Source organism: Methylopila musalis, assembly GCF_042679725.1.
GTDB classification, from domain to species: Bacteria; Pseudomonadota; Alphaproteobacteria; order Rhizobiales; family Methylopilaceae; genus Methylopila; species Methylopila musalis.
Map to the genome: position 1 here is coordinate 1 of NZ_JBHTMX010000022.1, position 12853 is coordinate 12853.

Annotated in this window: 14 protein-coding genes; 1 reads left to right on the forward strand and 13 read right to left on the reverse strand. The window is 68.6% G+C overall.

Going from position 1 to position 12853, the window contains the following annotated elements:
* Positions 1 to 596: hypothetical protein (locus ACFQ4O_RS04910; protein WP_378774536.1), on the forward strand; the 596-nt coding region annotated here is incomplete at its 5' end.
* Positions 597 to 777: 181 nt separating this feature from the next.
* Here ACFQ4O_RS04910 and ACFQ4O_RS04915 read toward each other — a convergent pair.
* The 13 genes from ACFQ4O_RS04915 to ACFQ4O_RS04975 all read right to left on the reverse strand — a co-directional run bounded on the left by ACFQ4O_RS04915 (position 778) and on the right by ACFQ4O_RS04975 (position 12828).
* The gene (locus ACFQ4O_RS04915) at positions 778 to 1470 is read right to left on the reverse strand and encodes an outer membrane protein (protein ID WP_378774537.1); all 693 of its coding nucleotides are present in this window, start codon (positions 1468 to 1470) and stop codon (positions 778 to 780) included.
* A gap of 225 nt (positions 1471 to 1695) precedes the next feature.
* Positions 1696 to 2340 (reverse strand): outer membrane protein, encoded by a 645-nt coding sequence (locus tag ACFQ4O_RS04920; RefSeq protein ID WP_378774538.1) that lies wholly within the window; start codon positions 2338 to 2340, stop codon positions 1696 to 1698.
* Positions 2341 to 2475: 135 nt separating this feature from the next.
* Entirely contained in the window at positions 2476 to 3477 is a 1002-nt protein-coding gene (locus ACFQ4O_RS04925) for an NAD(P)H-dependent flavin oxidoreductase (RefSeq protein WP_378774539.1), read from the reverse strand.
* Positions 3478 to 4179: 702 nt separating this feature from the next.
* Positions 4180 to 5157 (reverse strand): lipoyl synthase, encoded by a 978-nt coding sequence (lipA, locus tag ACFQ4O_RS04930; protein ID WP_378774540.1) that lies wholly within the window; start codon positions 5155 to 5157, stop codon positions 4180 to 4182.
* A 131-nt stretch (positions 5158 to 5288) separates the two neighbouring features.
* Entirely contained in the window at positions 5289 to 5543 is a 255-nt protein-coding gene (locus ACFQ4O_RS04935) for a GlsB/YeaQ/YmgE family stress response membrane protein (RefSeq protein ID WP_378774541.1), read from the reverse strand.
* Between the two features lie 85 nt (positions 5544 to 5628).
* The gene (gene lpdA, locus ACFQ4O_RS04940; RefSeq protein WP_378774542.1) at positions 5629 to 7068 is read right to left on the reverse strand and encodes a dihydrolipoyl dehydrogenase; all 1440 of its coding nucleotides are present in this window, start codon (positions 7066 to 7068) and stop codon (positions 5629 to 5631) included.
* 137 nt (positions 7069 to 7205) lie between these two features.
* The gene (locus ACFQ4O_RS04945) at positions 7206 to 7586 is read right to left on the reverse strand and encodes a tautomerase family protein (RefSeq protein ID WP_378774543.1); all 381 of its coding nucleotides are present in this window, start codon (positions 7584 to 7586) and stop codon (positions 7206 to 7208) included.
* 24 nt (positions 7587 to 7610) lie between these two features.
* Positions 7611 to 8975 (reverse strand): pyruvate dehydrogenase complex dihydrolipoamide acetyltransferase, encoded by a 1365-nt coding sequence (locus ACFQ4O_RS04950; protein ID WP_378774544.1) that lies wholly within the window; start codon positions 8973 to 8975, stop codon positions 7611 to 7613.
* Positions 8976 to 8978: 3 nt separating this feature from the next.
* Positions 8979 to 9581, reverse strand: coding sequence for a Uma2 family endonuclease (locus ACFQ4O_RS04955; protein ID WP_378774545.1), 603 nt, complete (start codon positions 9579 to 9581; stop codon positions 8979 to 8981).
* Positions 9582 to 9585: 4 nt separating this feature from the next.
* A complete protein-coding gene (locus tag ACFQ4O_RS04960; protein WP_378774546.1) occupies positions 9586 to 9753 on the reverse strand; it encodes a hypothetical protein in 168 nt (55 codons plus the stop codon).
* Between the two features lie 11 nt (positions 9754 to 9764).
* Positions 9765 to 11174, reverse strand: a complete 1410-nt coding sequence (locus ACFQ4O_RS04965) for a pyruvate dehydrogenase complex E1 component subunit beta (RefSeq protein WP_378774547.1) — start codon at positions 11172 to 11174, stop codon at positions 9765 to 9767.
* A 77-nt stretch (positions 11175 to 11251) separates the two neighbouring features.
* Positions 11252 to 12286, reverse strand: a complete 1035-nt coding sequence (gene pdhA / locus ACFQ4O_RS04970; protein WP_378774548.1) for a pyruvate dehydrogenase (acetyl-transferring) E1 component subunit alpha — start codon at positions 12284 to 12286, stop codon at positions 11252 to 11254.
* A 230-nt stretch (positions 12287 to 12516) separates the two neighbouring features.
* A complete protein-coding gene (locus ACFQ4O_RS04975; protein WP_378774549.1) occupies positions 12517 to 12828 on the reverse strand; it encodes an FtsB family cell division protein in 312 nt (103 codons plus the stop codon).
* Between the last annotated feature and the right edge of the window lie 25 nt (positions 12829 to 12853).

Consider the following 12853-nt stretch of genomic DNA (forward strand, 5'->3'; position numbering starts at 1 on the left):
CTCTGCCGGCCCCGACGCCCCGCGCGCCCCAGCCCGGACAGGGCAAGCAGGCCGAGCACGGCGACTGGCCCTGCATCCAGCCCCGCGTCGGCGCGCTGAGCTACGGCCAGATGTGGGCCGGCCCCTCGCTCGACGCCGCGCTGACCGCGTGGCGCGACGACGCGCTGGTGCGCGAGGCGGTTCCCGTCCTTGTCGCCCGCCGCACCAAGCCCGAGGAGGCCGAGGCCGCGCTGGCCCGCTTCGTCCGGGAGGCGGGCGCCGACAAGAACGCCCGGCTGACCCTGCTGTTCGCGGGCGTGTTCACCGAGATCAACGCCTCCCGCACCGCCGTGGTCGCAGGGATCGAACGCTACGCCCGCAAGCAGCGCGACCTGTCGGAGCGCATCAAGACGGAAAGCCTGCAGCTCGCCTCCGAGCGCAAGGACATGGCGACCCAGATGTCGCCGGAGTTCCAGAAGAAGGAGGAGACGCTGACCTGGGACACCCGCATCTACGACGAGCGCGCCCAGGCGCTGACCTATGTCTGCGAGAGCCCCGTGCTGCTCGAGCAGCTCGCCTTCGAGCGCGGCCGCGCGATCCAGGCGCTGATGGACTGACCGCCCAAAAGGCGGGAGCGCCAAGGGTCGGGAGAGCCAGCACGCTCCCCGCCCCTTTTTTTGCGCGCTGCGCCGGGCGGCGTCGCGCGCCTCGATCGCCGGAACCACGCGACGCGGCCCAAACGAAAAGAGCCCCGCGGCGGAACCGCGGGGCTCTTCAGATCAAGTTCGACGCGTCGGATCAGAAGCCGAAGCTGTCGAACTTGTAGGCGATGCCGCCGAGCACGCGATGCTCGGTGTAGTCGGCGCTGGCCGAGAAGCCGCCCGAACGGAAGCGGTCGCGGCCGTAGTCGGTGTAGCGGTACTCGGCGCGCACGAGCAGGTTGTCGGTCGCGGCGTACTCGACGCCGCCGCCCACGGTCCAGCCCAGAGCGGTCTTGCTGTCCTTGAACGTGCCGAGGCGGCCGGCGTTCACCTTGAACTCGCGGTCCGCGTAAGCCACGCCGCCCGCGGCGTAGACGAGGAAGCGGTCGAACGCGTAACCGATGCGGGCGCGGGTCGCGCCGGCCCAGTTGGTCTCGGCGATGACGCGGGCGCCGAGCACGCGGCGGCGCTCGTCGATGTCGGTGTAGTTGAAGTCGGTCTCGACGCCGATCACGACCGGCGAGCCGTCGAGCTGCACGTTGTAGCCGGCGTAGCCGCCGACGATGAAGCCGTCGAGGTCAGCCTTGCCGCGCGACTGGAAGGCGCGGACCTTGGTCTCGCCCCAGCCGTAGCCGGCCTGCGCGCCGATGTAGAAGCCGGTCCAGGTGAAGGACGGCACGGCGACGGCCGGAGCCGGCTCGTAAGCCGGGAGGTCGGCGGCGGAAGCGGCGCCGGACGCGACCACGAGGGCGAGGGCCGAAGCCGCGCCCAGAACCAGATTGCGAAGCATTTGTGTTCCCCTTGCGCGAAAATGTCTCAAAAACAAGCGCGTGTGAGCAGAAATGGACTGGTTCGCCTGTTTTGTCCACGGGGATGCGCACAGACAAGGCAAGTGATGCTTTTGGGTTACGCAATTCCCCGACAGCACTCGGAAAAAGACGCGTTTGTGAACGAAGCATTAAAAAAGCCCCGCGAGTGAACCCGCGGGGCTTTCATCTTGCGGCTTAACCGAAAATCAGAAGCCGAGGTCGAACTTGTAGGCCACGCCGCCGAGGACGCGGTGCTCGTCGCCCTTGACCTTCGTGCCGAACAGACGATCCGAGCCGTAGTCGGTGTAGCGGTACTCGCCACGGACGGCGACGTTGTCGGTCGCGGCGTATTCGAGACCGCCGCCGACGGTCCAGCCGAGGGCGGTCTTGCTGTCACGGCCGACGCCGGCGACGCGCACTTCGCGGTCCGCATAGGCCACGCCGCCCGCGGCGTAGGCGAGGAAGCGGTCGAAGGCGTAACCGACGCGAGCGCGGGTCGCGCCGGCCCAGTCGCTCTGGGCGCGCACGCCGCCGCGACGGTCGTCGATGTCGGTGTAGTTGAAGTCGGTCTCGACGCCGAGCACGACCGGCGAGCCGTCGAGCTGCACGTTGTAGCCGGCGTAGCCGCCGACGACGAAGCCTTCCGGCTTGACGCCGCGGATGTTGGTGTCGCCCCAGGCGTAGCCGGCCTGAACGCCGATGTAGGGGCCGGACCAGGTGAAGGACGGCACGGCGGGAGCGGCGACGGCGGGAGCCGGCTCGTAGGCCGGGAGGTCGGCCGCCTGGGCGCCGGCGACGAAGGCGACGAGGGCGCCGGCCGAAGCGGCGCCGAGGAGAACGTTGCGGATCATGTCTGCGTACCTGACTGAACTGTTTACAGACGCGGCGCCTCAAGCGGGGGAAGCCGGCGCGCGTCGGGGCCTAGGTGGACCTGTTCGCCCCGTATGTCGACGCCTTTGTGAGCCTCCCACGCCGCGCTGCGGCTTTTACGCAACGCCCGCCGCGGCCCCAAAAGGCGTCGACGCCGCCGTGAGCGCCACCCGCGCGGCGGCGTATTCCTCCGCCATGCGCGCCACCACGGCCGCCACGGACGGCGCGTCCGAAATGGCGCCGAGCCCCTGCCCCGCGCCCCAGATGTCGCGCCACGCCTTGGCGTCGGATTTCAGCTCGGCCTTGGCGAAGTCCATGGCGCTCTTGTCGCCGGAGGGCAGCGCATCCGGATCGAGCCCGGCGGCGGCGATCGAGGGCTTGAGGTAGTTGCCGGCGACGCCGGTGAAGAGCGACGAATGCACGATGTCCTTCGCCGCGCCGTCGATCAGCATGCGCTTGTAGGCGGGCGCCGCGTTCGCCTCCTCGGTGGCGATGAAGCGGGTGCCCACATAGGCGAGATCGGCGCCCGCGGCCTGCGCGGCCAGCACCGCCTGCCCGGTCGCGATCGCCCCCGACAGCAGAATCGGGCCGTCATAGATGGCGCGCACCTCCTGGATCAGCGCGAAGGGGCTGAGCGGGCCCGCGTGACCGCCGGCGCCGGCGGCCACCAGAATGAGCCCGTCCACCCCGGCCTCGATCGCCTTCTCCGCGTGGCGCACCGAGATCACATCGTGAAAGACCACGCCGCCCCAGTCGTGCGCGGCCCGCACCACCTCGCCCGGCGGCCGGAGCGAGGTGATGATGATGGGCGCGCGGTGGCGGGCGCAGGTCGTCATGTCCGCCAGCAGCCGGGCGTTGGAGGCGTGGACGATCTGGTTCACCGCGTAAGGCGCGACGCGGGCCTCCGGATGCGCCTCCGCATGGTCGCGAAGCTCAGCGTCGATCCGGGTCAGCCAGGCGTCGAGCTGCTCCTGCGGGCGGGCGTTCAGCGCCGGAAACGAGCCGACGACGCCGGCCTTGCACTGGGCGATCACCAGCTCCGGGCCGGACACGATGAACATGGGCGCCGCCACCACCGGCAGCGTCAGTCGGCCTTCGAGCAGCTTCGGAATCGGCATGGGGGACCTTGCAGGCGGACGACAGCGGTCGCGAGCCTAGCCGCGCCCCGCCGCGGCGTCATCCGCGAGGGCTGAGCGGCCACCTCAACCGTCATGCCCGAGCTTGGTCCTCGGGCATCCACGGCTTGAGCGCGCAAGCCCTCACCGAGAGGGAAGTCGTGGATGCCCGCGCGAAGGCGCGGGCATGACGCGAATGGGTAAGCGGCCACCTCAACCGTCATGCCCGAGCATGTCTCGGGCATCCACGACTTGGACGCGCAAGACCTCACTGGGGGGCAAGTCGTGGATACCCGCGCGAAAGCGCGGGCATGACGTGGGGAGGCGAAACGCTTCAGCTATTCCCGAGCAGGCGTGAAGCATCAACGTGAAGACCGCCTCAACCGTCATGCCCGAGCTTGGTCATCGGGCATCCACGACTTGGGCGCACAAGTCCTCACCGAGGGGAAGTCATGGATACCCGCGCGAAGGCGCGGGCATGACGAATGGGAGGTGAAACGCTTCAGCTGTTCCCGAGCAGGTTTGACGCGTCAACGTGAAGACCGCCTCAACTGTCATGCCCGAGCTTGTCTCGGGCATCCACGACTTGGGCGCGCAAGTCCTCACCGGGGGGACGTCGTGGACACCCGCGCGAAGGCGCGGGCATGACGCGAGGGGAGCCGACCGCGCGGTGCGGCTACGTCCAAACAGCCTTCTCGCCCGCCCTCACTCCGCCGCGGCGGGGAGGCCGCCGAGCTTGGCGGCGCGGGCCGCGACCAGCTTGGCGAAGTCCTCGCCCGCATGGTGGGAGGAGCGGGTGAGCGGGCTTGACGACACCATCAGGAACTTCTTGGCGAAGGCGACCGTCTCGTAGGCCTTGAACTCGTCCGGCGTCACGAAGCGCTCCACCTTGTGGTGGCGCGAGGTCGGCTGCAGGTACTGGCCGATCGTCAGGAAATCCACGTCCGCGGTGCGCAGGTCGTCCATGAGCTGCAGCACCTCGTTCCGCTCCTCGCCGAGCCCGACCATGATGCCGGACTTGGTGAACATGGTGGGATCGAGCTCCTTCACCCGCTGCAGCAGGCGGATGGAGTGGAAGTAGCGGGCGCCCGGCCGCACCGTGAGATAGAGCGAGGGCACGCATTCCAGATTGTGGTTGAACACGTCCGGCCGCGCCTCGACCACGATCTCGAGCGCCCCGTCCTTGCGCAGGAAGTCGGGCGTCAGCACCTCGATCGTGGTGCCGGGGCTGACCGCGCGGATGGCGCGGATCACGTCCGCGAAGTGGCGCGCGCCGCCGTCGGCGAGGTCGTCCCGGTCCACCGAGGTGATGACCACGTGGTGCAGACCGAGCTTCGCAACCGCCTCCGCAACACGCTGAGGCTCGCCCGCGTCCACCGCCTCCGGCAGGCCGGTGCGCACGTTGCAGAAGGCGCAGGCGCGGGTGCAGGTGTCGCCGAGGATCATGAAGGTGGCGTGCTTCTTGGACCAGCACTCGCCGATGTTGGGGCAGCCGGCCTCCTCGCACACGGTGACGAGCTTGTTGGCGCGCACGATGTCCTGCGTCTCGCGCCACACCGGCGAACCCGGCGCCCGGACGCGGATCCAGTCCGGCTTCTTCAGCCGCTCGGTTTCCGGCCGATGCGCCTTTTCCGGGTGCCGCGGGCGGGCGGCGCCGTTCGTGCGGTCGAGGACCGTGACCATGGGACGAACCCTGCTGCCTTCATGCCGGCCGGCGAACCGGTGGCGGAAACGAAAAAGGAGAGCCGCTTGGCGGCTCTCCTTACGACTTTAGACGAAGCCAGACGCCCCGTCGATCCGACGAACGTTCGTGATCAGCCGCGCCCGCGAACGAGGCGATAGCCCCAGATCAGCAGACACGCGCCCGCGACCGCGACGATGCACTGCCAGATCCAGCCGCCCGGGGGAATGACGCCCACCGCGCGCAAAATGGCGTTCATGACCACCGCCCCGACGATGCCGAGGATGATGTTCATGATCAGACCCATGTCCGATTTCATGATCTGCTCGGCGATCCACCCGGCGATCGCGCCGAGGATGATCGCCATAAGCCAACCGACGCCTTCCATGGATTAAACTCCTTATGTGTCCCGACACCCTCAAAACACCGAAGTCCGTCTGTGGTTCCCGAAGCGCCGACGAAAAATCGTTTCGTCAGATGTGAATTGCGCGGCCGTAGGCGTCGAGCACGCTCTCGTGCATGGTCTCCGAGAGGGTGGGATGCGGGAACACCGCATGGATCAGCTCCGCCTCGGTGGTCTCGAGGTTCATCGCCACCACGAAGCCCTGGATCAGCTCGGTCACTTCCGCGCCCACCAGATGCGCGCCGATCAGCTCGCCGGTTTCGGCGTCGAAGATGGTCTTGACCAGACCGTCCGGCTCGCCGAGCGCGATGGCCTTGCCGTTGCCGTTGAAGGGGAAGCGGCCGACCTTGATCTTGCGGCCCTGCTCCTTGGCCTTCTTCTCCGTGAGCCCGACCGAGGCCACCTGCGGCTGGCAATAGGTGCAGCCGGGGATCTTGGCCTTGTCCATGGGATGGGCGTCGAGCCCCTTGATGGCCTCGACGCAGATCACGCCCTCATGCTCCGCCTTGTGCGCCAGCATGGGGGGGCCGGCCACGTCGCCGATGGCGTAGACGCCCTTCACGCTGGTGCGGCCGAGCCCGTCGGTGACGATGCAGCCGCGCTCGGTCTTCACGCCCAGCGCCTCAAGCCCGAGATTCTCGATGTTGCCGACCACGCCGACCGCGGAGATCACCCGGTCCGCCTTGATCGTCTCGGTCTTGCCGTCGCCGAGCTCGACGGTCGCGGTCACGTCGTTCGAGCCTTTGTCGAGCTTGGTCACCTTGGCGCCGGTGAGGATGCGGATGCCCTGCTTCTCGAAGCGCTTGCGGGCGTGGGCGGCGATCTCCTCGTCCTCCACCGGCAGGATCTGCGGCAGCACCTCGACGATGGTCACCTCCGCGCCCATGGTGCGGTAGAAGCTCGCGAATTCGACGCCGATCGCGCCCGAGCCCACCACCAGCAGCGACTTCGGGAAGGTTTCGGGGACCATGGCCTCGAAATAGGTCCAGACCAGCTTCTTGTCCGGCTCCAGCCCCGGCAGCACGCGCGGCCGCGCGCCGGTCGCGACGATCACGTGCTGGGCGGAATAGGTCCCCTCGCCTTTCGCGCCCTTGGGCGCCGGCGCGGGCGGGCCCTGCACGGACTTCTTCGACGCGGCCACCTTGACCTCGCCGGGCTTGGTCAGCGTGGCCTCGCCCCAGATCACGTCGACCTTGTTCTTCTTCAGCAGGAAGCCGACGCCGCCGTTGAGCTGGGCCGACACCCCGCGGGAGCGCTTCACCACCGCCGCCGGATCGAACGTCACCTTCTCCGCCGAGAGGCCGTAGTCCTTGGCGTGCTGGAGGTAGTGGTAGATCTCGGCCGAGCGCAGCAGCGCCTTGGTGGGGATGCAGCCCCAGTTGAGGCAGATGCCGCCCAGATGCTCGCGCTCCACCACCGCGGTCCGGAAGCCGAGCTGCGCGGCGCGGATCGCCGTGACGTAGCCGCCCGGCCCGCCGCCGATGACGATGATGTCGTAACTGTCGGACATGGGCGTTTCCTAAAAGGTGTCAGAGCGTGGTCTGGAAAGTCGCGCTCGTCCGGCCCGGGCGTGTCTCGGGCCGCCGCCACATGCGTCAGGAGCGCTCAGGTCGTGGACGCCCGCCGGTTGCCGGCGGGACGCGACGGTCAGGCGTATTGCGCCACGCCGTCGCCGAAGGACCAGTTCTCCTTCTGAACTTCGACGAGGTTGATCAGCACGTTGCGCGGCTCCACCCCCGGCGCCGCCGACAGCCTGTCGGCGATCGCCCGGTAGAGCGCCTTCTTCTGGTCCAGCGTGCGGCCGGCGTTGGCGGTGATCTGGACGATCACCAGCGCGTCGTCGCGCTCCACGCCGAGATAGGACGGGTCGTAGACGAACTCCGACGCGCCGTGCTCGTGCACGACCACGAACTTGTCCTTCTCCGGCACGCCGAAGGCCTCGCGCAGCGCCTCATAGACGCCCTCGGCGAGCGCGGTCTTGTAGGCGTCGTCGCGGCCGGCGCGCAGTGAAATGCGGACGAGGGGCATGGAACGGTCTCCCTTCCGAGCGGATCAGACCAGCAGGCCCATCGGCTTCTCGATCAGCCGCTTCACGGCCGCGATCAGCGTCGCGCCGAGCGCGCCGTCGACCGAGCGATGGTCGCAGGTGAGCGTGAGGCTCATCACGGTCGCGACCTTGATCTCGCCCCCCTTCACCACCGGGCGCTTCTCCGCGCCGCCGACCGCGAGAATGGTGGAGTGCGGCGGATTCACCACCGCCGTGAAGTCCTTCACGCCGAACATGCCGAGGTTCGACACCGCCGTGGTGCCGCCCTGATACTCTTCCAGCTTCAGCTTGCGGTCCCGGGCGCGGGCGGCGAAGTCCTTCATCTCCTTGGCGATGACGGACAGCGTCTTGGTCTCGACCGCGCGGATGATCGGGGTGATCAGGCCGTTGCCCGGCAGCGCGACGGCGACGCCCACGTCGGCGTGGCGGTGGCGCAGCATGGCGGTCTCGGTCCAGGACACGTTGGCGTCCGGCACCTGGGAGAGCGCGACGCCGAGCGCCTTCACCACCATGTCGTTGACCGACACCTTCCAGACCGGCTTGCCATCCTTCTCGGGCGCCGAGGCGTTGATCTGCTCGCGCAGACCCAGCAGCGCGTCGATCTCGCAATCCACCGTGACGTAGAACTGCGGGATGGTCTGGCGGGCCTCCGTCATGCGGCGCGCGATGGTCTTGCGCATGCCGTCGTGCGGGATCTCCTCGTAGGAGCCCTCCGGGAACAGCTTTCGGACGGCCTCGTCCGAGGGCAGGCTCGGCGCGGACGCCTTGGGCGCAGGCGCGGCCGACGCCTTGGCGTCCGTCTTGGCCGGGGCGGCCTTGCCGCCGCCGGAGGCCTTGGCCTGCTCCACGTCCGCCTTCACCACGCGGCCACGGGGGCCGCTGCCGGAAATGGCCTTGAGGTCGAGCCCCGCCTCCTTGGCGATGCGGCGGGCGAGCGGCGAGGCGAACACGCGCTCGCCTGCGTCATGGCTCGTGTCATGGCCGTTGGCGACGGGCTTCGCCTCCGCCTTCGGGGCCGCGTCCGTCTTGGGCGCGGGCGCGTCCTTGGCGGGCTTCGCCTCGCTCGTGGCGTCGGGTTTGGCGGCCTTGGGCGCGGCGCCGGCGTCCTTCAGGGCCGAGGCGTCCTCGCCCTCTTCCAGCAGGATCGCGATCAGCTCGTTGACGGGCACGTCGGACGAGCCTTCCGCCACCACGATCTTGCCGATCACGCCCTCGTCGACCGCCTCCACCTCCATGGTGGCCTTGTCGGTCTCGATCTCGGCGATGACGTCGCCGGACTTGACCGTGTCGCCCTCCTTCACGAGCCACTTGGCGAGGTTGCCCTTCTCCATGGTGGGCGACAGCGCGGGCATCAGGATGTTGGTGGGCATGGTCTAGGCCTCTTCGGAAGGCTTCTGAGGAGCCGTGGGCTCGTCGAATGGGAACAGGGCGTCGAGCGGAAAGCCGATGGCGTCGAAGGGCGCCGCGCGCACCTCCTCCCCCTCGCCGATGGTGGCGAGCAGCAGCCATTGGTCCGCGACGCGCGCGAAGGCTTCCAGCAGCTTGGACTGCGGATCGAGCAGCCAGAGATGCTCGACCCCGGCGCGGGCGTAGATGCGCCGCTTCGGGCCGCGGTCGAGGCGTTCGGTCGACGGCGACAGGATTTCGCAGACCCAGTCCGGCGCGGTCTCGACATAGGCGGTCTCGGGCTCGCGCGGAAGCCGCTCGCGCCGCCAGCCGGCGAGGTCCGGAACCACCACATCGGCGCCGAGATGAAGCTCGGGCTTGAGGATGAAAATCCAATCGCCCAGTTCGCCGCGCCCGCGCTGAAACGAAAAGCTCAGCTCAGCGCCTAGTTGGAGCGCGGCCGCGCCGTGCCGCGGCGACGGGCGCGGATGCGTCTCCAGCACGCCGTCCACGATCTCAGCCACGCGGTGCGGGGGAACCGCCTCCAGGTCGGCGTAGGTCGCGCGGGATCGGGCGGGGTCGGCGTTCATGGCCTCAGCGTCTCATGAATCGGTCGAGCGCCATACGCACGAGGCGGCGGATGGCGCGGTTCTGCGCCTCCCGCGCCGAGGTCGGGGGAAGCCGCCGCGGGCCCGAGCCGGTGCGCGCCGCGCGGCGGCGCAGATACTCGTTGGCGGCGGTCTTCAGGATCCGACCCAGCATGCGCCGCTCCCTCAGTCGCGGTAGCAGACCGCCTTCGCGGCTTCGACCACGTCGGCCACGCTCGGCAGCGCGAGCTTTTCGAGATTGGCGGCGTAGGGCATCGGCACGTCCTTGCCGGTGATGCGCACGACCGGCGCGTCGAGCCAGTCGAAGGCGTGCTCCATCACGCGGGCCGCGATCTCGGCGCCGACGCCGGACTGGGCCCAGCCCTCCTCCACCGTCACCACGCGGCCGGTCTTCTTGACCGACTCGACGATGGTCTCGGTGTCCATGGGACGGATGGTGCGCAGGTCGATCACCTCGGCCTCGATGCCCTCCTTCGCCAGCTCCTCCGCGGCTTTGAGCGCGTAGGTCATGCCGATGGACCACGACACCAGCGTCACGTCCTTGCCCGGACGCGCCACCTTGGCCTTGCCGATCGGCACCACGTAGTCGTCGAGCTTCGGCACCGGGAACGACTGGCCGTAAAGGATCTCGTTCTCGAGGAAGATCACGGTGTTCTCGTCGCGGATCGCGGCCTTGAGCAGGCCCTTGGCGTCGGCGGCGGTGTAGGGCGCGAGCACGGTGAGGCCGGGCACGTTCGAGTACCAGGCGGCGTAGTCCTGGCTGTGCTGGGCGCCCACGCGGGCGGCGGCGCCGTTCGGACCGCGGAACACGATGGAGCAGCCCATCTGGCCGCCGGACATGTAGAGCGTCTTGGCGGCGGAGTTGATGATCTGGTCGATCGCCTGCATGGCGAAGTTGAAGGTCATGAACTCAACGATGGGCTTCAGGCCGGCCAGCGCCGCGCCCACGCCGACGCCCGCGAAGCCGTGCTCGGTGATCGGCGTGTCGATCACGCGCTCGGCGCCGAACTCCTCCAGCAGGCCCTGGCTGATCTTGTAGGCGCCTTGGTATTCGGCGACCTCTTCGCCCATGAGGAACACGCGCTCGTCGCGGCGCATCTCCTCGAGCATGGCGTCGCGCAGCGCCTCGCGGACGGTGGTGGACACCATCTCCGTGCCTTCCGGCACGTCGGGCTCCGGCAGCGCCTTGGGCGCGGGCGGATTGCCGGCGGCGGATTCGGTCTTGGCCGGCGCCGCGTCGGATTTGGCTTCCGCCTTCGCCTGCTCCTCGGCCTTGGAGCCGGACGTTTCGGCAGGCGTCGCCGCGCCGCCGTCCAGCGCCGAGGCGTCCTCGCCTTCGGCCAGGATCAGCGCGATCGGCGTGTTGACCTTCACGTCCTCCGAGCCGTCGGCGATCAGGATCTTGCCGAGCACGCCCTCGTCGACCGCCTCCACCTCCATGGTGGCCTTGTCGGTCTCGATTTCGGCGATGACGTCGCCGGCCTTCACGGAGTCGCCTTCGTTCTTCAGCCACTTGGCGAGCTTGCCCGCCTCCATGGTCGGCGACAGCGCCGGCATGAGGACTTCGATCGGCATGGGGCGTCCCTCTAAGCGTTCAGGCTTTTGTCGTTCGGCCGGCGTGGGCGGCCGGTCGTGATGCAAGGCGGGCGTCGTCAGCGCAGGATGTCGGTCCAGAGCTCCGACGGATCGGGCTCGGGATCGTTGGTCGCGAACTCGGCGGCGGCGCTGACGATGTCGCGCACCTCCTTGTCGATCGCCTTCAGCTCGTCTTCGCTGGCCTGCTCGTTCTTCAGGATGCGGGCGCGGACCTGCTCGATCGGATCGTGCGTCTCGCGCATCTTCTGCACCTCGTCCTTCGAGCGGTACTTCGCCGGATCGGACATGGAGTGGCCGCGGTAGCGGTAGGTCACCATTTCGAGGATGTAGGGGCCCTTGCCCGAGCGGGCGTGCTCGATGGCGCGCTCGCCGGCGGCGCGCACCGCGCGCACGTCCATGCCGTCCACCTGCTCGCCGGGGATGTCGAAGCTCAGGCCGCGCTGGGACAGGTTGGTGTTGGACGAGGCGCGCTCGACCGAGGTGCCCATGCCGTATTTGTTGTTCTCGATGACGTAGACGGCCGGCAGTTTCCAGAGCTTCGCCATGTTGAAGCTCTCATAGACCTGCCCCTGGTTCGAGGCGCCGTCGCCGAAATAGACCAGCGAGACCTTGCCGTTCTTCTTGTACTTGTTGGCGAAGGCGAGGCCCGTTCCGAGTGAGACCTGCGCGCCCACGATGCCGTGGCCGCCGTAGAACTGCTTCTCCACGCTGAACATGTGCATGGAGCCGCCCTTGCCCTTGGAGTAGCCGCCGCGGCGTCCGGTCAGTTCGGCCATCACGCCTTTGGGGTCCATCTCGCAGGCCAGCATGTGGCCGTGGTCGCGATAGCCGGTGATGACCTGGTCGCCCTGCTCCACCGCCATCTGCATGCCGATCACGACCGCTTCCTGGCCGATGTAGAGATGGCAGAAGCCGCCGATCAGGCCCATGCCGTACAGCTGGCCGGCCTTCTCCTCGAAACGGCGGATGAGCAGCATTTCGCGATAGGCGTGAAGCTCCTGCTCCTTGGTGAAGGAGAGGACGTCGCCCGCCTCGACGGTTTCGGCGTCGTCGACGTTCGAACGCGCGGCGTTCGCAGCGGATGCGGCCATGGACGTTCCCCTCCCATGCGTCTCGTTCTGAGCAGAGACCTAATGCGGCCTGAGGGCAAATCGAGACTTCAGCCGCGATCGCCAACGGTCCTTTGGGAAGGTTGTGCCCCCATAAAACTAAAGTCGCAAGAGGGTTCTGGACGAATTCGATTGTGCGCCGCAAAACCATTGAGGTTCTAGGGCGCCGCAGCCGCGAAGCCATTCGTGGCCCTTCAGCGCGGCGCAGAGGCTCAGTGGGACTGGATGACCCGGTCGTTGGCGTTCAGCCAGCCGAGGTCCACCCGCGCCTGCTCGTCCAGCAGGTCCGGATCAAGCCGGTCGGAGCTCAGGAGCTCGATGCGGTGCTCGAACGACGCCCGGGTCGCCTTCAGGTCGTCGAGCTTGGCGGAGAGCTGCGCGATCTCGGCCTCGAACTCGCGGCTCGCCACCAGCCCGTGCGCGCCCACATAGGCCTGCTGACTGAAATAGGTGACCGCTCCGGTCGCCGTGATCCAGAGCGCGAGGTGGGCGGCGACGGTGCGCCAGCGGGTTCGTACGATCATGGGTCGAAGGTCGCCGAGCATGGTT